Origin of the sequence: Paenibacillus maysiensis, assembly GCF_000520815.1 — a bacterium.
GTDB lineage: Bacteria > Bacillota > Bacilli > Paenibacillales > Paenibacillaceae > Paenibacillus > Paenibacillus maysiensis.
Window position 1 is genome coordinate 1 of the sequence record NZ_ASRY01000141.1, and the last position, 21,435, is coordinate 21,435.

25 protein-coding genes are annotated in these 21,435 nt (G+C 48.2%); 2 read left to right on the forward strand and 23 right to left on the reverse strand.

Annotated features, from left to right (window positions below; translation table 11 throughout):
- The 20 genes from xseA to L696_RS0108920 form a co-directional block, all read right to left on the reverse strand.
- Nucleotides 1-834, reverse strand: an 834-nt coding sequence (xseA, locus tag L696_RS0108825) for an exodeoxyribonuclease VII large subunit (protein ID WP_025683326.1), incomplete at its 3' end; no start/stop codon positions are given.
- A gap of 12 nt (nucleotides 835-846) precedes the next feature.
- Complete coding sequence (gene folD / locus L696_RS0108830; RefSeq protein ID WP_025683327.1) at nucleotides 847-1,704, reverse strand: bifunctional methylenetetrahydrofolate dehydrogenase/methenyltetrahydrofolate cyclohydrolase FolD; 858 nt, start codon at nucleotides 1,702-1,704, stop codon at nucleotides 847-849.
- A 38-nt stretch (nucleotides 1,705-1,742) separates the two neighbouring features.
- Nucleotides 1,743-2,192 (reverse strand): transcription antitermination factor NusB, encoded by a 450-nt coding sequence (nusB, locus tag L696_RS0108835; protein ID WP_025683328.1) that lies wholly within the window; start codon nucleotides 2,190-2,192, stop codon nucleotides 1,743-1,745.
- A gap of 136 nt (nucleotides 2,193-2,328) precedes the next feature.
- Nucleotides 2,329-2,562 carry a DUF2273 domain-containing protein gene (locus tag L696_RS0108840; RefSeq protein ID WP_007430925.1) on the reverse strand — a complete coding sequence of 78 codons (234 nt, stop codon included), beginning with the start codon at nucleotides 2,560-2,562 and terminating at the stop codon, nucleotides 2,329-2,331.
- A gap of 15 nt (nucleotides 2,563-2,577) precedes the next feature.
- Entirely contained in the window at nucleotides 2,578-3,117 is a 540-nt protein-coding gene (gene amaP / locus L696_RS0108845) for an alkaline shock response membrane anchor protein AmaP (protein WP_025683329.1), read from the reverse strand.
- Between the two features lie 73 nt (nucleotides 3,118-3,190).
- A complete protein-coding gene (locus L696_RS0108850) occupies nucleotides 3,191-3,604 on the reverse strand; it encodes an Asp23/Gls24 family envelope stress response protein (RefSeq protein WP_007430927.1) in 414 nt (137 codons plus the stop codon).
- Nucleotides 3,605-3,728: 124 nt separating this feature from the next.
- A complete protein-coding gene (accC, locus tag L696_RS0108855; RefSeq protein ID WP_025683330.1) occupies nucleotides 3,729-5,072 on the reverse strand; it encodes an acetyl-CoA carboxylase biotin carboxylase subunit in 1,344 nt (447 codons plus the stop codon).
- Nucleotides 5,073-5,133: 61 nt separating this feature from the next.
- A complete protein-coding gene (gene accB, locus L696_RS0108860) occupies nucleotides 5,134-5,625 on the reverse strand; it encodes an acetyl-CoA carboxylase biotin carboxyl carrier protein (RefSeq protein WP_025683331.1) in 492 nt (163 codons plus the stop codon).
- Between the two features lie 138 nt (nucleotides 5,626-5,763).
- Entirely contained in the window at nucleotides 5,764-6,591 is an 828-nt protein-coding gene (locus tag L696_RS0108865) for a SpoIIIAH-like family protein (protein ID WP_025683332.1), read from the reverse strand.
- A 60-nt stretch (nucleotides 6,592-6,651) separates the two neighbouring features.
- Nucleotides 6,652-7,293: a stage III sporulation protein AG gene (gene spoIIIAG / locus L696_RS0108870; RefSeq protein WP_025683333.1), complete on the reverse strand. Its 642-nt coding sequence runs from the start codon at nucleotides 7,291-7,293 to the stop codon at nucleotides 6,652-6,654.
- 16 nt (nucleotides 7,294-7,309) lie between these two features.
- Nucleotides 7,310-8,080: a stage III sporulation protein AF gene (spoIIIAF, locus tag L696_RS0108875; protein ID WP_025683334.1), complete on the reverse strand. Its 771-nt coding sequence runs from the start codon at nucleotides 8,078-8,080 to the stop codon at nucleotides 7,310-7,312.
- A gap of 38 nt (nucleotides 8,081-8,118) precedes the next feature.
- Entirely contained in the window at nucleotides 8,119-9,309 is a 1,191-nt protein-coding gene (gene spoIIIAE / locus L696_RS0108880) for a stage III sporulation protein AE (protein WP_025683335.1), read from the reverse strand.
- A 12-nt stretch (nucleotides 9,310-9,321) separates the two neighbouring features.
- Nucleotides 9,322-9,711 (reverse strand): stage III sporulation protein AD, encoded by a 390-nt coding sequence (gene spoIIIAD / locus L696_RS0108885; RefSeq protein WP_025683336.1) that lies wholly within the window; start codon nucleotides 9,709-9,711, stop codon nucleotides 9,322-9,324.
- Between the two features lie 8 nt (nucleotides 9,712-9,719).
- The gene (gene spoIIIAC, locus L696_RS0108890) at nucleotides 9,720-9,923 is read right to left on the reverse strand and encodes a stage III sporulation protein AC (protein WP_010345636.1); all 204 of its coding nucleotides are present in this window, start codon (nucleotides 9,921-9,923) and stop codon (nucleotides 9,720-9,722) included.
- Nucleotides 9,924-9,935: 12 nt separating this feature from the next.
- On the reverse strand, nucleotides 9,936-10,454 hold the full coding sequence (gene spoIIIAB, locus L696_RS0108895) for a stage III sporulation protein SpoIIIAB (RefSeq protein WP_025683337.1): 519 nt from the start codon (nucleotides 10,452-10,454) through the stop codon (nucleotides 9,936-9,938).
- Nucleotides 10,447-11,442, reverse strand: coding sequence for a stage III sporulation protein AA (gene spoIIIAA, locus L696_RS0108900; RefSeq protein WP_025683338.1), 996 nt, complete (start codon nucleotides 11,440-11,442; stop codon nucleotides 10,447-10,449). The genes spoIIIAB and spoIIIAA overlap by 8 nt, the downstream gene beginning before the upstream one ends.
- A gap of 354 nt (nucleotides 11,443-11,796) precedes the next feature.
- On the reverse strand, nucleotides 11,797-13,050 hold the full coding sequence (locus L696_RS0108905) for an aspartate kinase (RefSeq protein ID WP_025683339.1): 1,254 nt from the start codon (nucleotides 13,048-13,050) through the stop codon (nucleotides 11,797-11,799).
- Between the two features lie 201 nt (nucleotides 13,051-13,251).
- On the reverse strand, nucleotides 13,252-13,809 hold the full coding sequence (gene efp / locus L696_RS0108910; protein WP_023989259.1) for an elongation factor P: 558 nt from the start codon (nucleotides 13,807-13,809) through the stop codon (nucleotides 13,252-13,254).
- 33 nt (nucleotides 13,810-13,842) lie between these two features.
- On the reverse strand, nucleotides 13,843-14,916 hold the full coding sequence (locus L696_RS0108915; protein ID WP_025683340.1) for a M24 family metallopeptidase: 1,074 nt from the start codon (nucleotides 14,914-14,916) through the stop codon (nucleotides 13,843-13,845).
- An 81-nt stretch (nucleotides 14,917-14,997) separates the two neighbouring features.
- Complete coding sequence (locus tag L696_RS0108920) at nucleotides 14,998-15,585, reverse strand: YqhR family membrane protein (RefSeq protein ID WP_025683341.1); 588 nt, start codon at nucleotides 15,583-15,585, stop codon at nucleotides 14,998-15,000.
- A gap of 938 nt (nucleotides 15,586-16,523) precedes the next feature.
- Between L696_RS0108920 and L696_RS0108925 the strand changes: the two genes are divergently transcribed.
- Both L696_RS0108925 and L696_RS0108930 read left to right on the forward strand, forming a co-directional pair.
- Complete coding sequence (locus L696_RS0108925) at nucleotides 16,524-17,516, forward strand: DUF1385 domain-containing protein (protein ID WP_025683342.1); 993 nt, start codon at nucleotides 16,524-16,526, stop codon at nucleotides 17,514-17,516.
- Between the two features lie 7 nt (nucleotides 17,517-17,523).
- Nucleotides 17,524-17,844 (forward strand): YihY/virulence factor BrkB family protein, encoded by a 321-nt coding sequence (locus L696_RS0108930; RefSeq protein ID WP_025683343.1) that lies wholly within the window; start codon nucleotides 17,524-17,526, stop codon nucleotides 17,842-17,844.
- 101 nt (nucleotides 17,845-17,945) lie between these two features.
- Here L696_RS0108930 and L696_RS0108935 read toward each other — a convergent pair whose 3' ends face one another.
- The 3 genes from L696_RS0108935 to mntR all read right to left on the reverse strand — a co-directional run bounded on the left by L696_RS0108935 (nucleotide 17,946) and on the right by mntR (nucleotide 21,332).
- The gene (locus L696_RS0108935; RefSeq protein WP_025683344.1) at nucleotides 17,946-18,935 is read right to left on the reverse strand and encodes a patatin-like phospholipase family protein; all 990 of its coding nucleotides are present in this window, start codon (nucleotides 18,933-18,935) and stop codon (nucleotides 17,946-17,948) included.
- A gap of 98 nt (nucleotides 18,936-19,033) precedes the next feature.
- Entirely contained in the window at nucleotides 19,034-20,770 is a 1,737-nt protein-coding gene (locus tag L696_RS0108940; protein ID WP_025683345.1) for a family 10 glycosylhydrolase, read from the reverse strand.
- A gap of 136 nt (nucleotides 20,771-20,906) precedes the next feature.
- Nucleotides 20,907-21,332: a transcriptional regulator MntR gene (gene mntR, locus L696_RS0108945; RefSeq protein WP_007430946.1), complete on the reverse strand. Its 426-nt coding sequence runs from the start codon at nucleotides 21,330-21,332 to the stop codon at nucleotides 20,907-20,909.
- Nucleotides 21,333-21,435 lie beyond the last annotated feature (103 nt).

Here is a 21,435-nt window from a genome sequence, read left to right on the forward strand (position 1 = left end):
TTGCTCCCGCTGGAGAAGCTGATCCCGTAGCTCTCCCTGATGAGGCACAGCCAGCTCAGCCGCTGCGGTCGGCGTTGCCGCACGCAGGTCGGCCACAAAATCGGCAATGGTGAAATCCGTTTCATGTCCAACCGCCGAAATAACAGGAATGACCGATGCGTAAATGGCGCGCGCAACCGCTTCCTCATTAAACGCCCACAGTTCTTCCAACGAGCCACCACCCCGTCCGACGATCATCACCTGAACCTCCTGCATACGATTCATGGCTTCAATTGCCTTGACGATCGAGGGAGAGGCACCTTTTCCTTGCACAAGCACAGGATACAGCACAATTCCAGCCTGCGGGTATCGCCGTTGAAGCGTAGTGATAATATCACGCACAGCCGCTCCAGTCGGTGACGTAATCACACCAATCGTTGCCGGATGAGCAGGCAGATTACGCTTGCGAGCAGTATCAAATAGCCCCTCTGCATCCAGCTTTTGCTTGAGCTGTTCATAAGCGAGGTAGAGGCTTCCTATACCGTCAGGCTGCATTTGAGTCGCATAAAATTGATATTGTCCATCCCGTTCGTACACGGATACGTTTCCCCGGGCAATAACACGCGTACCTTCTTTGGGTACGAAGGGAAGCCGCTGATTATGGGTCGCAAACATAATCGAACGAATGCGGCTGCCCTCATCCTTGAGCGTAAAGTACATGTGACCACTCGAATGATGCGTAAAGTTAGAAATTTCTCCGCGTATCCATACGTCGGACAGTACCTGATCCGATTCCAGTTTCATCCGGATATAGCGATTCAGGTCCTTAATAGAGTAAATACGCTGTTCAGCCACAGGCAACCGCCCTTATGCCAAACCGTGCGACCGCTTGGCCGCTACGAGCGTATTCTGCATGAGCATAGTAATCGTCATCGGACCTACACCGCCGGGAACAGGCGTAATCGGACCAGAAACTTGCTTCACGCTCTCAAAATCAACGTCACCCGCCAGTTTTCCGCTCTCCAGACGATTCATGCCTACATCAATAACCACTGCTCCGGGTTTCACGAACGAAGCATCAATAAAGTTGGCTTTGCCAATGGCAACAACTAAAATATCCGCTTGCCGACTCAACTCGGCCATATTGGCCGTACGAGAGTGACACATGGTCACCGTAGCATTTTCGCGCTGCAATAACAGCGATACCGGCTTGCCCACGATATTACTGCGACCAATGACCACCGCATGCTTGCCTGCAATTTCTACCCCGGTACGCTTGATCAGCTCAATGACTCCAGCAGGAGTACAAGGCAGGAGGCTATCATCACCGATAACCAGATTCCCCACGTTCACAGGATGGAATCCATCTACATCCTTCTCGACTGCAATAGCGTCAATGACTGCTTTTTCATGAATGTGCTTTGGCAACGGAAGCTGTACCAGAATCCCGTGAATATTACTTTGGTGATTCAGCTTGTCCACCAGCTCCAGCAACGCTTCCTGCGAAGTATCTGCTGCCAACCGATGTACCTCGGAATAATAACCGAGATCATGACATGCCTTTTCCTTGTTTCTAACATACACCTGAGAAGCAGGATCTTCACCTACCAGTACGACAGCCAGTCCAGGCTGAAAGTTGTGCTCCTTCAGACGGACGACCTCCTGCTGAATGCCTGCGCGAATATCCTTAGAGATTTGTTTGCCATCAATGATCGGTGCTGACATGTTCAACCACTCCCCAACCTGAGTAAAATAATCTCAACTTAAAACCGTGCTTTCAGTTGCTCCAGCTCTTGTATAATCCGTCCCAGAACACCGTTGACAAATTTACCTGACTCCTCGGTGCCAAAATGCTTGGACAATTCAATCGCTTCATTGACTGCGACTTTAGCAGGCACATCCTCACGGAAGATCATTTCATATGCCGCCAGTCTCAAAATTTGGCGATCCACGCGTGAAAGTCTGCTGATCTGCCAGCCTTTAAGATAATCCACCAGAAGTTTGTCAATTGCTTCCTTGTGTTCCCAGGTACCCCGCACATGCTCCAATACGTAAGCCCTTAACACTGCTGCATTTTTGATGACGACTTCCGCTTCGTTATCCTCTGCCGCTTCCTGGAGCAGCATATCTACTGCCGCTGCTGCATCCACTTCATTCATTTCCATATGGTACATGCTTTGTACCGCTATTTCCCTTGCTAGACGTCTTTTCATGCCCTGCCTCCTACGCTTGCCTGTATCTATTTTTTCATTTTAACCAATTCCACAAAAAAACCTGTGAACGCATCCTCCAAAACGTTGGGCGCAAAGAAGCTACAGCTCTATTTTTGGAGAAAGCGTATCACAGGGTTCATTTAAAAGGACGCCAACGCTGCGACAGCCAGTCGCTCCATTCCTTCCAAGGGAGGAGGGAACCTAGCGCTGAGTCACTACGTCTTCCTAGCGTATATCCGATGAACACCATCAATGCAAAGAACAACATATTCCAAAAGCCTGCCCACAAATAAATAAACCCGAAAAAAATGCCGGCCGTAATTCCCGTGATCCGGCCCTTGTAACTTCCCCATATTTCTTTCCAGGGCATCAGGGAAAATCACCTCTATTCCACACGACTCTTAAAGCTTGGTGACTGAGAAACATTGGCGATGTACACAGACACATTGGACACAGGAATTCCCGTAATTTCTTCCACATGGTCGTGTACCCCCTTTTGTACCTCGGAGGTTAACACCGGAATGGAGCTTTCCCCGTCTACAACCGCCCGAATCGTAATATCAAGTCCCGATTCCAGCACGCGAATACGTGCTTTAAGGTCCTGTATCCCACGAAATCTGGAGGCCGCTTTGAGACACAGATTTTCGATGGTATCCACTGAAATCTGAATGTCACCGTACTCCGTTCGTTGATCTATAGAATGCTGTACCGTTTGGTTCCGGCGAATGGAGATATAGAAAACCCGGAGACTCAAAAGCAGCAGCACTCCTGCAATAATCAGGCTGGTAAACCACACAATCCGTTCATCCTGAATGCTTAAGGCATACGGAATGGCCCCGCTCAGGAGGAGGATGGCGAGAATGGAAATAATTCCGATACTTAAGCTGTACAAGAACAGCAGAAGTCTGTCCATAACTTTAGCCACGAAACGCACAGCCTCCTTAAATTAGAGTAAACCCTCGACCCTTAAGGGTCGGGGGTTTGTACAAAGTATCGCTCTATTTAACCCGTCCGGCGCCCAGAACTTCCGGCTCTTCTACTTTTTCGGCACTTTTGAATTGAACATCATGAATTTGCACGTTCACTTCAACAACATTAAGACCTGTCATAGTTTCAATAGAACGCTTAACATTGTGCTGAATAGCAGCAGCCACCTCAGGCAGACGGTTACCGTACTCGATAATGACGGAGACATCTACAGCTGCTTCACGCTGTCCGACTTCCACTTTTACACCTTTGGATAAATTTTTGCGGCCCAGCAGTTCGGCAAATCCGCCTGCAAATCCACCACTCATTCCCGCTACGCCTGGCACCTCAACGGTTGCCAGTCCGGCAATGACTTCAATAACCTCCGGGGCAATCTGAATCTCCCCAATTTCTGTACGCTCGAATTCGGTTGGCACTGTGCTCATACCTTCAACACCTTTCGGTAAAATAAGTTTCACTTCAGCTTTGGATTTCAAAGCAGACATGCTCACTTATTATCCATACTATATCATTTGGCGTTCATTATGACAAACTGAGGAAATATACCGATTAAACTTCGTTTTCCTCCAAAAATTTAATATCAAAATCGCCCTTGACGAAGGTCGGATGCTCCAACAAACGTTGATGAAAAGAAATCGTTGTTGGTATGCCTTCAATAGCAAACTCGGACAGAGCCCGCTTCATTTTGGCAATCGCTTCCTGACGTGTAGGTGCCCACACAATCAATTTGGCGATCATGGAGTCATAATAAGGAGGAATGCTGTAACCCGGATAAGCTGCGCTGTCTACGCGTACCCCAGGACCGCCTGGAGGCAGATAAAATCCGATTTTACCCGGTGCAGGCATAAAATTGCGATCAGGGTCCTCGGCGTTAATACGGCACTCCATCGCCCATCCACTGATGGTGACTTCTTCCTGTGTAAAGGAAAGCGGATGCCCTTCAGCGACCAAAATCATTTCCTTAATCAAATCCACACCGGTAATCATCTCCGTTACGGGATGTTCTACCTGAATACGCGTGTTCATTTCCATAAAATAAAATTGATTGTCCGGTCCGAGCAAAAATTCCAGCGTTCCCGCACCGGAGTATTGTACAGCCAAAGCCGCACGAACGGCTGCCTGACCCATTTCTTCACGCACATCCTGCGAAAGTACAGGACACGGAGCTTCCTCCAGCAGCTTCTGACGACGGCGCTGCACAGAGCAGTCCCGTTCGCCCAGATGCGCAACATTGCCATGCTTGTCCGCTATGATCTGAATCTCCACGTGCTTCATACCGGTCAAATATTTTTCCAGATATACACCCGCGTTGCCAAAAGCTTTTTGCGCTTCCTGCTGGGCGGTAGTGATTTGTTGAATAAGATTATCTTCATCCTCAGCGATACGGATACCTTTACCACCGCCACCTGCTGTGGCCTTGATAATCACGGGATAGCCAATATCGCGAGCAATGGTAATGGCATCCTGCAAATCCTCCACCAGCCCGTCCGAACCGGGAATGACCGGAACCCCGGCATCCTTCATCGTCTGCTTGGCGACAGCCTTATCCCCCATTTTGTTAATCGCTTCTGGAGAAGGACCAATAAACGTAATATTGCAAGATTCGCAAATTTCAGCGAAGTCGGCGTTTTCAGCCAAAAATCCGTAACCTGGATGAATCGCATCACATTCAGTCAATGTCGCAACGCTCATCAGGTTCGTAAAATTCAGGTAGCTGTCCTTGGACAGCTTCGGTCCGATACAGTAAGCCTCATCTGCGAGACGCACATGTAACGAATCCTTGTCGGCTTCCGAATATACGGCAACCGTCGAAATATTCATTTCGCGGCAAGCGCGAATGATACGAACCGCAATTTCTCCACGATTCGCAATCAATACTTTTTGAAATGTCATGACTTTATCCTCCCTGGGAGCAGTCTGGCTGAACCCTCAAAAAAGGGTACAGGCAAGCGTCTTACTCCGGTTTCACAAGGAACAATGGCTGGCCATACTCAACCAACTGTCCGTTTTCGGCCAAAATTTCCACAATTTCGCCCTTCACTTCAGCTTCCAACTCGTTCATCAGCTTCATCGCTTCGATAATACACACCGTTGTTTTCTCGCCCACTTTGCTGCCAATACTCACATACGGAGCCGTATCTGGGGATGAAGAGCTATAGAAAGTGCCTACCATCGGAGATACGATTTTATGTAGATTGCTTCCATATTCCTTGGTTTCCCCAACAGATGTATGTCCTGCATCAGACTGTGCTTGTGGATTCGGAATAGCAGCCTGTGGTGCCACTGCATAAGCAGGTGCTGCCATAGGAGCCTGTACCGTAACAATCTCGCTTTTGCCCGGTTTACGGATCAACAGGCGAGTTCCTTCATTTTCAATTTCAAGCTCATGTACAGACGTTTCATCCACCAGCTTGATCAATTCCTTAATCTCGCTTAATTTGAACATCTCTATTAATCACTCCTTCAGCATTTTGCCGGTTGCTGATAACATTGTTGAAACAGCTTTATGTATTATATCACAATCATTAAAAATAGAAAGAGCCCGGAAATGTGCAGAAATCCGGGCTTTTTCTCGATTTTTGTCTTATTGTGTAACATACTGGACGCTGATCTTGTCCTGTGTTACATTCAATTCTTTCATGACTTTATCGACAATTGTTACCGCTTGTTTAGCATCCAGTTTTTCACTCAGAACCACTACCTTGTATTTATCGGCATCTTCCTCGCGGACCACCGCATTGGCGAACTGCTGCTGAAGCTCTTCCTCAATTCCGGTGATTTTCGCCTGTTTGTCTTCCAGCACATGCAATTCTTTTTGTGCTTCCGCGGCTTTCTTAGCAGTGCTATCGTTCATTGCAGTCGTCAGCTCGTCATTTTTCTTTTGATTTGCCACATCCCGCTCCAGTAAGTAGTTGTCGATAACGGCAGCGGCTGTAGGCTTCGCGGCTTGTTCCGTTGCCACCTGATCGAGCACCTGCTGGTCCGTTTTCGCGGTGGATGCTGTTTTATCGTCACTTTTTGACGTCGTATCCGGCGCGGTAGCGGTAGTATTTTGATCCGATTTAGCAGACTCTGTAGCCGGGGCAGCGGCCGTATCTTTATTTTCGCCTGTAGTAGATTCGGTAGCAGGATCAGTTGCGGCAGCCGTGTCCGTCTTCTCAGAAGAGGCAGTACCCTCTCCGGTTACTTCTCCATTGGTCACCACTTCATTCACTTTCAGCTCGTTCAGTTGCTCTTCTGCCTTGCCTGTTGCTTCCTCGGCGGTATCCTGCTTAACCTTGCTCACTTGCTCACTGTCCGCCACAGGCGGGTTAGCCGGGCTGGAGTCCTCCGTAAACAGATAGTACGCAGACAGCACGACCATTAAACTCAGCATGGACACCAGCCAAACGGTTTGTCTTTTGTTATTCATGTTCCGTCCTCCAATATCATTAAATTAGGTTTTTCATTTATCTCTGTTTATGATTTCAATCTATCCCTGCTTACGCGGGACAACTGAAATTTTATAGGAAGGGACATTAAGCCCTTTCTGTACGGCATCCACAATCAGCTGCTTCACGGTAGGGTTTTCTGCTCCCATCGCCACAACCAGAACTCCCCTCACCTGCGGCTTTACTTTTTTGGTAACAATTGGGGTGTGCTGGCCTCCTGACGATTCATAGGTGACAATCTCTCCATCGCGTGTATATTGAGTGGTATGTCGCTGACCGCCATTGGCATCCGTCTCGTTATTTTCTTCCTGCATATCCTTCACATTACGCTGTACGATGACTTCCTCGGTGGAATCTACCGTAACCATGACATCGACTGTCCCTACACCAACAATCTGTTCCAGCATCTGCTTCATATTATCTTCGAATACCTTCTCAATTCCGGCAAAGGAATTTTCCTCACCCGCCGTTGTCTGAAGGGCGGGTTCATTTTTCATCACGCCAGGCGGCTCCCGCCCCACGTTTTCCGGGTCCACCTTTTTCACATTAACGAACGAATTAAAAAGCATGATCGCGACCCCGATAAGACCGAGAATAAGCAGCCAGCGAAATGAATTGAACCTTTTGGGTCCGTCCGCCCCGCCGCCCATCCATTGCTCCAGCTTTTTCATCCATTTGCCCATTTCTGCTCACCTCCTGTTACCATTCATGTGTACCGTCCTGCGAAGAAAGCACCTGAACATTTTTGCTGTCGATTCCCCATCTTTCGTGCAGTAGCCCCGTAATTAGACCGAAGGTTTGCGTGTCCGCTATCTTTTCACCATCAAAGGTTTCCGCACTGCTATTGGCCCTCTCCGGCGCTCCCTTCTCTTGATCTGATGTTTTTGCAGGGATTGGCTCTACGTGGATATTTACTGCTTTTTCAGCTACAGGCTCTACCATAATCGGCTTGGAGTCCGCACCTGGCGGATGATTCGTGCTTTTCTCCTCACGTCCAGCCTGCTGCTTCGCCAGCTTAACCACTACAGATTGAATCCCCGTTCCAGCCTCCAGATTCGACGATTCCTGCTTCATCTGAGCAAGCGTAACCTGAACCGATTGAATCGCTAACCCGGTATTTTGCTCCAACTGTCCCCTGATTTCCTTGGCGACCTCTTGACCAGCCCACTGCATGGAACTTTGCTCCTGCTGCTGCTTCAACTTGCTGCCTTTTGCCAAAATTTCCTCCAATGTCGGTTCGTTCTTACCTGTCTCCGCTTGGCGCTGAAGATCAAACGCGCGTCCCAGAAGCTCGGAAGGACTGGTACTCAGCAAACGCACGACCGGAGAGAGTAGCGTCAGTAGAATAAGCAGGCTGAGTACAAGCTTGACATACCTTTCCATGGAACGGCTTGGCAAGATCATATCGATAAAAGAAGCCAGCAGCACAATCAGCACCAGTTCCTTAAGCCAGCCTCCCAGCCAGGTCACGTTACTCCCCTCCCCCCGTTTGATTGTCGATCATTCACTCACCTCATCATGACCGTCATATTGCCTGCCGCGAGCATAATCGTAATCGCAAGGAAGGACATTAACCCCACTGCCGCCAGCGCTGCGAAGACATAAATCATGCTTTTACCGATTGCATCCAGGCATTCCACAATAGGCGTATCTCCCAAAGGCTGCATAATCGCTGCTGTGACTTTATAGATCAGGGCCAGTGTTAGAATCTTGAGGGCAGGAAAGGCACATAGGAACAGAATAATGATGACTCCCACCAGCCCAATGGCATTTTTCACGAGCAACGAAGCCGAAATGACCGTATCTGTCGCATCTGCCAGCGCCTTGCCCACCACTGGAACAAAGCTGCCTGTAACATACTTGGCCGTGCGGATCGTTAATCCGTCAGTAACAGACGACGTTAATCCCTGAACCGAAATAACACCCAGAAAAATGGTCAGCAGCACCCCCAGCACCCCCACTCCGACGTTGCGCAGCAGATCGGCTAATTGGGTCAGCTTGTATTTGCCTGTCAATGAGTTGACCAGATACAACACCGCCGAGAAGAACAGCAGCGGAAACACCAGCGTATGAATGACCGTCCCGACCGTATTGATCATAAATACAATTAGCGGGTGGGTGACCGAAACCGTTACGACGTTGCCCATCGAGGCCAACATGGTAAACAGCAGGGGCAGCATCGCCATCATAAAGTGAATCATGCTGTCAATGGCTTCCTTTGCATAACCAATCGCCACACTAAAGCTGTTAATCGCCAGGATGATAATGACCATATACACAATCGCATAGGCGACTTTGCTGACCTGATTACTTTCAAAAGCACTTTGCAGTGTTTCCAGCACCATACTCATAATGCTGAGCATGACAATGGTGACGAGCAGCTTGGCATTGACCCGGATTTCGTGGATGAAAAAGTCGGCTATGGCGCTCAATACACCCTTAATGCTGAACCCTTCACCGCCCGGAAGCAGCATGTCCATGAAGGAAGGCGTTTTCTGATCGGGGAAAAATCCGCCGTATTGCTGCATCAGCCCGTCCCAATAATGCTCTACCTCATCTTTGGGCATCTGCTCCGCCTGTTGTCTGATCCATTCATTCGTAGGTGTATCTGCAAAGATAACCGCAGCCGAGGCACACCAGAGGCATAGTAGCAAAATGACCACCACTTTGAGATTCGGCATGCCCTCCAGCCTTTTCATGGCATCACCCCCTCAGGCGGGCATCAGCTTCAGAATCGTGTCAATAATTATGCTGATAATCGGGATTGCCAGCACCATGATGAGCACCTTTCCTGTAAGCTCAATTTTGGAGGCAATCCCGTCTTGTCCCGCATCCCGAACCACCTGCGCTCCAAATTCGGCAATATAAGCGATACCGATAATTTTCAGAACGGTTTTAAAATAAATCATATCCATGCCCGATGACCTTGCCAGACGCTCCAGCACAGCAACCACGGACCCAATCTTGCCAATCAACAGTAAAAAAATGACGATTCCCGCAGCTGTCGCAATTAGAAAAGCAAACATCGGCTTCTGTTCCTTAATGACCAAAATAAGAACTGTGGCAATCAGGGCGAAGCCGACCACCTGAATGATTTCCATGTGTCCACCTACTGAAAAAGAAAGATAGATTTGATCTCTTGCAGAAGGTTATCCAGCATTCGTACCACCATGAACAGCACTACAACAAAGCCGATAACCGTTACCCAGTGGGCCATGTCTTCTTTGCCCATTTGCTTGAGTACGGTATGAATCATGGCGATAATAATGCCAATTCCGGCAATCTGAAAAATAGCGTTCACTTCTAAATTCATTCGAGCACCCCGCTAATAGATCAAAATGACGATCAATGCTCCGATCAGCAGTCCCAGGCTTCTGCTCATGCGCTCGTATCTCACCTGATCCGCCTGTGCCTGTGCTTCCTCATGAGTTAGCTGCTGGATGGTTAGCGCAATGTGCTTGATCTGGTCTTCACGGTCGCTGGTTCCGAGACTGTAAGCAAGCTGCCGCATCGCTTCCTTCTCGGCCTGCTGCATGCTGGAGCGGCTCCACGAGGCCTCAATCGCTTTATGCAGGCTTTCTCTGGCGGTCAGCCCAAAGGAGGGGTGCATCCAGTGTGAGGCTTGCTGGAATAAGGTTCGCAGCGGCTCCCGCAACGGCTCTCCCGTCTTGGCAAAAGCATCCGGCAGCGGGGACACCCCATAGGAAACCTCAGTGGTCAGCCTTTGCAGCGCGAGAATCAGTTCTCTGATCTGCCGCGGCCTCAGTGCATACTGCCTTGCCCGCTGCCAGCCCGCCAGTGTAGCGGCAAGTATAACCAAAGCGGCTCCCAGCAGCTTAAGCATAGGAAATACCTCCGTGCTGCCCTTCTCCGGGCAGCGTCAGCCTACGCTGCTTGGCATCTGCCAGCCGGAAGGAGACGCCCCGGCTCGTCCGCTCCAGCATGACGTAAAGCTGAAACAGCTCCTGCCCTGTCGTCAATCCGGCAAATGCAGGCCGGGTCGCCATTTCAGCTACATCGCGCCCATGTGCGGAAGCAATGACTGCAATCCCCGCATGGAGCGCTTCACGCACCGCCTCGGCATCCTCTGGTCGTCCGATTTCATCGACGATCAGCACATCTGGCGACATGGAACGAATCATCATCATCATGCCTTCTGCTTTCGGACATCCATCCAATACGTCGGTTCGAGGTCCGACGTCAAAACCGGGGATGCCCTTGTGACTGCCGGCAATTTCCGAGCGTTCGTCTATGATGCCTACCTTGAGTCCGCTTCGTCGTCCCCCGTTGCTTTCCAGCCCACCGTAGCTTAGTTGCCGGGCCAAGTCCCTAAGCAGTGTTGTTTTGCCATGCTGAGGTGGGGACAAGATGAGGGTGTGAAGGATTTTACCGGACTTCCGATCCGCTACATAGGGCAATATACGATCCGCTATACCGGGAATTGCCCGGGCAATTCTTACATTAAAGCTGCTAATATCCCTCAAATGCTCCACTCGCCCCCGGCTAAGGACAGTTCTTCCTGCCAACCCGATCCGGTGCCCCCCAGGAATGGTAATAAACCCTTTGCGAAGCTCCTCCTCCATGGTGTACAGGGAATGATTGCTGATAAAATCCAGCAAACGGTGGGCATCCTCCCGGTCCGGCTTATAGGCTTCCATATGGTTCAAAGTCAGCCGACCGGCGGACGTTACAAAATGATGTTCACCATTCGTATTAACTTCCAGCGGCCTTCCTTCCCGGACCCGAATTTCTTCCAGTTGCTTGAATACCGTTTCCGGAAGCTTTCCGAGTATACCGTGCAACGGTTCGGGAAATAACTCCAGCCATTCCATACCGATGCCGCCCCCTCCACAGTTGTCCTTTTTCTTTAAGACAAGTCTATGGCCGACTCTCGCTTTTTATGCCGAAAATATATTGAAAACCTAGTCGTTAATTTCAAAGCTCCTATCGGCTTTCTGCAAACATATTCCCCGCCCTCTAAAGCCCCTTCTGGGAATCTTCATAAATCAAAAAAGGCACCCCGAAGCCTTGACCGCTAAGGGATACCCTGGAACAAAAACAATAGATTCACACTAAAAAAGAGGCTGCCATTCAGCCTGACACTCGCTGAAAAGACAACCTCTTAACCTATTGCTATATTCTATGATTATCAAACTATAAATAGGAGGCGCAATATTCCCATTCAATTACCGACGATCCTGAGGTCCACCCACAAATGCTTGCTCCTCAGTATCCAGATTGTACGCTGTATGCAACGCCTGAATGACCTCATGGAGTTTGCCTGCCTCAATCACACACGATACCTTGATTTCAGATGTGCTTACCATTTTAATGCTCACGCCTTGGTCTGCTAGCACAGCAAACATTTGCGCTGCAACCCCTGGATGGCTAACCATGCCCGCTCCTACAATGGATACCTTGACGAGGTTTTCCTCAGACGTCACTTCACGGTATGGAAGCTCTAGGCGAATGCTCTCCAATGTCTTCAAGGCTGCTTCACGATCCGTAAGAGCCACTGTAAAGGAAAAGTCTGCTTTGCCAGCCTCAACACCACTTTGTACAATAATGTCTACATCAATTTTGGCTCCCGCCAGCGTTCCGAATACTTTCGCCAGTACACCAGGAGTGTCGGCTACGCCCAAAATACTGATTCTTGCTACATTTTTATCATAAGCAATCCCACTGACTACCACGCCCTGCTCCATTACTGCATCCTCCTTTACGACCGTTCCTTCATTATGGTTAAAACTGGACCGCACAATCAGTGGTACCCGGTTATGTTTCGCATATTCTACCGCACGTGGATGCAATACTGCCGCACCCAGATTGGCTAGTTCCAGCATTTCATCATAGGAAATTTCTTTTAGCTTACGGGCAACCTTTACGATTCGTGGATCTGTAGAATATATGCCATCCACATCTGTGTAAATTTCGCAAGCATCCGCCCGGATCGCCGCCGCCAGTGCAACCGCCGTCGTATCAGAGCCACCACGTCCCAGCGTCGTAATATCTCCTTCAGCAGACATCCCCTGGAAACCCGCAACCACGACAATCTTATTGCTGCTTAGTGCATCCAGTACCCGCTGAGGTTGGATGTCCGTAATTCTCGCTCGACCATGCTCGGATTCCGTACGGAAACCAGCCTGCCATCCTGTAAACGATACCGCCTCATGTCCCAACTGTTGAATAGCCATCGACAACAATGCAATCGAAATTTGCTCACCAGTCGTCATCAGCATATCCAACTCACGTGCAGGCAACTGCTCATTCAGCAATTTGGCCTGGTCGATCAGTTCGTCAGTTGTGTCTCCCATTGCGGAAACAACAACTACACATTGATGCCCTTCACTCTGTTTCTCAACAACGCGTTTTGCCACACGTTTCATGCGCTCCGTATCACCGACGGAACTGCCTCCGAATTTCATGACATACAAAGACAACGACATTCACTCCCTCAGACTCAGCAGTATGTAACCTTGAGATGGCACAACCGACTTTGAACGTGACATCCTACGGCATAACTTTAGTACAGTATAATACGAAAGTGCTGTGTGGAGCCAATGTTTTTTAATAACAGTTGTTCATAGCAAAAAATCCCCTGTCCTTGACAAGGACAGAGGATATAAAGAAGCTAGGCCATTCTATGCGCGGGAAATGTATTTACCATCGCGTGTATCAATCAGCAATACATCATCCTGGTTGATAAACAAAGGAACCTGAACATTCAGCCCTGTTTCAACTTTAGCATTTTTGGTAGCACCTGTAGCAGTGTTGCCTTTAATACCAGGCTCAGTGTCAATAACCTTCAGCTCTACGCTGTTAGGCAGGTTAATCCCAAGAATTTCACCATTATAGCTAATGATGTTTACATTCATGTTTTCTTGCAGGAAGTTAAGTTCCCATTTCAGTTGATCACTGGAAAGTGTGAATTGATCGTACGTTTCGTTGTCCATGAATGTATGCTCATCTGCGCTCGCATAGAGGTAAGACACACCACGATTTTCAATTTGCGCGCGGCCAATCGTTTCACCCGCACGGAATGTACGTTCAACAGTGTTGCCGTTACGCAGGTTTTTCAGCTTGGAGCGCACGAATGCCGCACCTTTACCCGGTTTTACGTGTTGGAAGTCCAGAACTGTAAAAATATCTCCGTCTACCTCGACGGTCAAGCCTGTTTTAAAATCATTAACGTTAATCACTAAAATACCCCTCCTACAGGACTGTTATCGTTATTAAACGACTGTAAATTCTTTGCTTGAATGTGTTAATACCTTGATGCCGCTATCTGTAATAACGATATCATCCTCGATCCGTACGCCGCCCAATCCAGGTACATAAATACCTGGTTCAACTGTTACAACCATGCCGGGCTTCAGAATATCATCGCTTGCCTTCGACAGACGCGTCGATTCATGGACTTCCAGACCTAGACCATGACCTGTGCTGTGTCCGAAATTGTCTCCATAACCATGGCTTGCAATAATATCCCGAGTCAGTGCATCCGCTTCACGGCCCGTCATGCCCGGCTTAATATGTTCCAGCGCGTGAAGCTGCGCCTTGAGCACAATATCGTAGATCTCACGTAGCTGCGGTGACAAATCCCCTTGCGTGGCTACTGTACGTGTCAAATCGGAGCAATAGCCATCCAGCAACGCACCGAAATCAAACGTAATCAGTTCGCCCGCTTGTACCAGCTTGGAGCTGGCTACACCGTGAGGCAGTGCCGAACGAACCCCGGATGCCACAATCGTGTCAAATGAGGAAGACGTAGCTCCCTGCTTGCGCATGAAGAATTCCATTTCCAGATCCAGCTCACGCTCGCTGACACCCGGTTTGATATAAGGCAAAATGTGTGCAAATGTAGCATCTGCCAAATCCGCCGCTCGCTGCATCACTTCCAGCTCTTCCGCATCCTTGTACACCCGCAGCTTTTCAACAATTCCCGATACCGGAATTAATGTAACAGGTGACAAATCTTCGCTGTAAGCTTTATGCGTCGCAACAGATACATGGTCCTGCTCGAAGCCTGTTTCACCGATCTGATGGGAGGACAGCAACTCTTTCACCGTTTCCATGACCTGCGCAGCATGTTGTACCACCGTGAAGCCTTCCGCTTGTTCGGCAGCCTGCGTCATATAACGAAAGTCGGTCAGCAGATAGCTGTGAGATTCCGTAATCAGCACATACCCCGCCGAACCGGTGAAGCCTGTCAAATATCGGCGGTTGACAGGGCTTGTGATCAGTATAGCCCGCAGATCATGCTCGCCCAGCGCCTGCCGCAGCTTTAACACCCGGTCATTCTTCATCTTTCATCCCGCTCCCCTCTGTCAAATAACCAAATGCTATTTTAACACAGGCGATAGCCGCTTGAGAAGTTTTTGTTACGCTCAGTCCCCTGCTTTCTCAGGCTCGCGCTTTCTCTCGTCCGTATACTCAACAGCAACGGTGTATCCGATAAACAGTCCCCACAGTATAAACACGCAAATTTCCGTATATATGGAATCCCAGGTCAAACGATGGAGCGGATTCATCATCCCGAGCTTGGGACCTGTCAACACGAATAAAATAACCCACCAGACCAGACCGTAAACGATGCCAGGTACAGGCCCCTTATATCTACGAAACATCAATGTGTACACCAGTGACACTACAACTGATAATGCGATGAAAAACAGTAAACCCACCAAATGTCCCGCCGTCGTTTTCATGAACGAATGCTTGAAAAAAGGCTCTGCCAAAAATCCCGGTGCGACTACCGTAAAATGCAATGTATAAAACAACCAGCGCAGTAATCCCCAGAGCAAGCCTGCAAAAAAGCCCAATTCGAGTGCAAAAGGAATAAGAGGCGTATGTATTTTGCCCGACTGCTGCCTGCCTCTACGGCTGTTATTATTGTTATGGTCGCGTTGATCCTGAGATTGGCTAGACTGCTCCTGATCATGGCCTGCATTGGGTATGGAGTAGGTTTCGCTCATGTTGTTTGATCCCCTTTCAAGATGCAAAACTTTTTCCATGCTAAAAGGATGACTTTTATTGGCGCATGAAGAAGGCTGCATTTCCGATGGATTCGTGCATATCCATTTTGCTAGGTAGTATGCTCTGATGGGGATGAGTTTAACACTGAACTTGATGAGTTGTTGTTACATGATGAGGGGGTTGTGTGGCGAAGACTGCTTATGAATTCTACTACGTGTGTATGTGGCCGCTACGCGAACGGATCATTCTTCCGATCGCTGTTGCCTCCAGATTTCTGATTTATACCCCCAAGGGTAGAAATCCGGAGGCAAAGGCGGACGCTATCGCTTCTTCAGAACGATTCCGTTCTCTCCACTGCTTTATGTGGTTAAGCCAACTTTTTTGCTTTTCACCACCCACAACAAGCATTAGAAAAGAAACGTATTTACGTTTATTATTCAACACTCAAAAGCTCTGAGTCTATAAATTCACATCCCTTGTTAAGGTTAAAGCCAGTAAAATCGGACTTTTAGTAAATATTGATACAGGAATTTTACTACGGAGGCAAGAACTTCGCAAATTGTTCCCAACCGTAAGGCTTTTAAATTCGATACAAGCTAAAAAGGACTAAAAGCCTTCTGGCTGTAAGGCCAACTAGATTTTCACTCTAAAATAGAGTTTGGAAAAATCTTACTCTCCCCAACCAAGGCAAATCGAGAGGTAGGTGGTAGCGGAAAGCTCGGAATCGTCCTAAAGAAGCGGTAGCGTTCGCCTTTATCCCCGGATTTTTACCATTACATCTTTTACAAAATCAAAAAATCTGGGGGATAACAGCGATCGGAAGGATGATCCGAGCTTGGAGCGGCCTAAATACCACCTCTCATTTTCCCCCAACTAGATATTCCCTTCCAAATTCGATACAATATATAAAAAGCACGTGTAAAGAGAGGTGAGGCGGTTGTCACAAGCATCCAAGCCTGTAAGCTACGGTGGTCAGGCAGTCATTGAAGGTGTCATGTTCGGCGGCAAGCGTGTCAATGTCACGGCAGTTCGCCGCAAGACTGGCGAAATCACATATTTGGAAGTACCGCGCAAGGAGCAATCCTGGGTGTCCAAATTTCGCAGAATCCCATTGTTACGGGGGATTGTAAGCATCATCGACTCCAGCGCCAAGGGTACAAAGCATTTAAACTATTCAGCCGATGCCTACGCCGATGATGAAGTGGACCCGGAAGAACGCGCTGAACAAAAGAAAAAAGAAGAATCTCGCTGGAGCCTGAGTATGATGATCGGTGTGGCGGCGATTGGGATTTTATCCTTTTTATTCGGCAAAATTGTGTTAACCCTCGTTCCGGTTGTCGTAGAGGACTTCCTGTTTGGAAATTTATTTCACGAGCAGATTTTGCATAACCTCGCGGAAGGGGCGATTAAGCTAATTCTGCTATTGGGTTATTTGTGGGGGATTTCCCAAACTCCGTTGATTAAGCGACTGTTCCAATATCACGGAGCGGAACATAAGGTGATTACCGCATATGAAGCAGGTGAAGAACTAACTCCTGCTAATGTGCAAAAATACAGTCGTCTGCATTACCGTTGCGGGAGTAGCTTTATTATGCTCACGGTGATCATCGGGGTACTCGTATATTCCCTGTTTACGTATGATAATCTGTTGGAGCGTATGGGACAGCGGCTTTTGCTGCTTCCAATCGTGCTGGGGCTTTCCTTTGAATTTCTCAAGCTGACCAATGCCCTGCGGGAGATTCCGGTACTCCGTTATTTGGGATACCCCGGTCTGTGGCTGCAACTACTGACAACCAAAGAACCGACCGATGATCAAGTAGAGGTATCCATTGCTTCATTCAAGCGTATGCTGGAGTTGGATGCCGAGTTGGAAAATGTACCTGTAAATGAGACCTTTAACAGCTCGGTCCTTGATCCTGTGAAAGGATGAGTGAATGATGAACAGACATGCGGTTATTTTCTGGCTTACCCTTGCCTTGGGCGCATATGGGATTGTGGATATGGTATGGAGAGGAAGTTGGGGCTTTCTTATGAATTTATTGATTCCTGTCCTTATTTTTGCAGTTATATTTCTGCTGTACAAATACTTGCCAGGACGACGCCCCCGTACTCCCAAGATTAAACCCTCTGCACGCACTATGGCCAAAACAGCAAATACACGCAAGCAGCAGACTACAGGCAAGCGCAAAGCGTATCCTTTTCATGTTATTGAAGGTTCTAAGGGCAAAAATGAAGAAGAACAACCTAAATATCATTAGTCGATCACATTCTAACATGATACACAAAGGAGCCATCACCCGCGTAGTGAAAATGACCGGGAATGGCTCCTTTTTTGATTACACCTCCAACTAACAAGTTATTATTTCATGGCATACATCGTATCCTTCATTAATTGATACTTGTTATACTGCTGTTGGTAAGATGTGATGCTCCATTTGTGGAAAAAAGCGTCTCCTGCCTGCACACCAGAATCATACAGCAAATTGCTCTGCTCAAGAGAAATGTTGAACTGTGCTGTGCGAATGCCCAGCGTCGGGATTTTAATCGTCCGATATCGATTCTCCTGCTCAATATAACGCTCATCATGCGCTGATAGCATCGTATCAAAAATAGCTTGCAGCATCGTCAACGGTCCCCGTATATAAGAAACCTTCGTTTCGGCTCCCGTTTTGCCTACCATCTGAAAACCTACTGTTGGAATAGTTTTAGCCTTTTGCTCGTTTACAGGCTCATCAAAAAGCCATAAAGGCAGATTACTTAACAATGCCCCATCGACTACAAACACAAATTGCTGTGAGAATTTTTTCCCTCTCGTGTGCAAAGGATCAAGTCTTAGCATAACGGGGTCGAAAAAATATGGGATGCTTGTGCTCATCCGAATGGCCTTGGCCACCTCCAGTGAAGAGGTATTCATACCGAAACGTTTGATATCCTCAGGAAGCACCAGTATGCGTCCGTTCGTTATGTCTGAAGCAATAATGCGCAGCTTGCCGGGAGGCAGATCCGCGAACGTACGCACTCCCTTGGCAAGCAATAGCTCCCGCACCCAATGCTCCAATGCTTCTCCGGAGTACAGTCCTTTTTTAAGAAAAATACGAGCTGCCGGTCCAACCCATTTGATGTTAAACACCGGAGAACGCCGTAACAAGCTGACCAAGGGGGTTTTCTCGATCACGGCTTTCATTTCATCTGCCGAATATCCTGCCGCCAACAAAGCAGCTACAATAGCACCTGATGATGTACCCGCTACGCGGTTGAATACAATTCCATGCTCCTCCGCAGCCTTAACTGCACCCGCCAGCGATATACCCTTAACCCCTCCACCCTGGAACACAGCATTGATCAGCATAGATCAAAAAACCTCCGTTCTCTTGGGAGTAAGCAGTTCTACTGCTTATGTATGAGAACGAAGGCTTATTTAGAACCTATATGACCCAGTTTACATAATTATTGATAATAATTTTGAAGTAGCTGAATGAGTCCGTACGGATTTTTCCGTAAATGCTGTGCGCTAAAATAAATATCCCCTTTAACCTGATTGTAATTCTCGTTCAGCTTGAGTTGCTTAATCAACTCTTCGGCGGATTGCCAACCCTTTTCAGGAGTGCCGATTTTATAGGGGGAATGTCCGATGTACAGCTTAACATCTGAATTTTTGACCTCATTGGACCACCATGCCACAAGCTTGTCATAGCCAGCAGCCGGGAAACCGATACTCCAATAAATCTGTGGAGCTACATAATCAATCCAGCCTTTGTTAATCCAGGTACGTACATCCGCAAACGTCGTATCATACGCTGTAACTCCAGCCTTGGTGTCTGATCCGGTCAAGTCTTGAGACTTGTTGCGCCACACACCAAAAGGACTAATCCCGAACTGCACCTTGGACTTGCTTGCATGAATGCTTTTGCCCAGATCACGGACAAAGCTGTTCACATTATCTCGCCGCCAGTCGCCTTTGTCAGAGATTTTGTTAGCGTTATACGCTTTAAAGGTCGCATTATCATCAAAAGTGCCGCTGTATGGATAAAAATAGTCGTCTAAATGAACACCGTCAATATCGTATCCATCCACAACTTCCATAATCGCATCAATGACATGCTGGCGAGCAGCAGGAATTCCCGGATTGATGTAGAGTTGACTGCCATTCTTAACGATCCAATCCGGATGCTGGTTAGCCACATGGTTTGCAGCTAAGCCACTGGTCGTTCCTGTAGAATTGGCGCGGAAAGGGTTAAACCAGGCATGAAACTCCATCCCCCGCTTGTGCGATTCGCTAATCATAAATTTCAAAGGATCATAGCCCGGATTTTTCCCCTGGGTGTTCGTCAGGTACTTGCTCCATGGCACAAGATTGGACGGATACAGCGCATCACCGCTGGCCCGGACCTGAACAAAAACCGCATTAATACCCATCCCCTGCAAATCATCAAGCATTTTGGTAAATTCCTGCTTTTGCTTCTCGGTGCTGCTTCGGGCGGCAGAAGAAGGCCAATCCCCGTTAATCGTAGAAATCCAAGCCCCGCGCATGGAAGTCGAAGCTTTCACTTGCACGACATTTCCCTGCGAAGAATTGGAGCTGCCCTCATTGGTTGAAGTAGACGGAGAAATGACGCTCGCCTGCTCATCATCATCGATTCCCTGATTCGTACCTACACTTCCCTGATTATCAGGTGTGGACGTATTGGAGCTGGAACCGCCACCGGAAGATGTTGTTCCGCCTGTGGAGGCACCTTCTTTACCACTACTTAACGTAATGACTCGCTCTGTAGCCTGCCAGTCCACTTTTAATCCCAACTCTTCCCCAACAAAACGCAGCGGCACCATGACTCTTCCGCTGGTCATACGCGCAGATGCGTCCAATCGAACTGACTTGCCATTCACCGTAGCACTCTGTCCGCCGTTCTCCATAGAGATGTTTTTATCCTGCGCTGTGATGGTTACCGCACCGGACGATGCTGACCAGTTGACTTGAGCGCCTAATCCCTCACTAATCACTCGTAAAGGCACCATCGTTACGTTGGCTCCTTGCACAATATACGGTGACGCATCACTTTGCAGCAATTGCCCGTCCAATATAATTTCAATCTCTCCGTTTGGAGCCGCTTGCGCTCCAGGCACCACTGCCGTCTGCACCGCCAGCAGTAAACCCGCAGCCAGTGTCCATGTTTTCTTCCAATTCATATGATTACAATCCTCCGCTAACCCGTTAATTTTTAACCCTGTCTTGTCCTGCTATATAATGGATAGACGCTAATACCCGGGTATTTGTTGCGGTAGGGACAAATAAAAAAGCACCTGTCCTTACGGACGATGCCTGTCAGGAATCACCACTCAATTCCTTGTGTATATCGTGAAGCTGGCGCAAACGATCTTCATCCCGGCGGAAATATTCGACCAATGTCTCAATGCGGGTGATGGAATCCCAGCTTAAATGGTGCTCAATACCTTCCACATCTTTATAGATCAGGTCTTTGTCGACCCCAATCATATCCAGAAATTGCTCTAGTAACTGGTGGCGATCAACCAGCCGTTTGCCGACCTTTTTCCCTTTGGGTGTCAAAATTAATCCCCGATATTTCTCATATACGAGATAGTCGTCCTTATCCAGCTTCTGGATCATCTTGGTAACGGACGAAGGATGAACCTCCAGACCTTCTGCGATATCTGAGACACGGGCATATCCCTTCTCATCAATCAGTTGGTAAATGCGCTCCAAATAATCTTCCATGCTTGGCGTTGGCACTTGTTTCCCTCTTTTCTGTTATTGAACGGGCGCTTACCGCCTTCATTTCCTGCGTTGAACCTACATATGTAATGATACATGTTATCATTGCCTATTGGCAAGT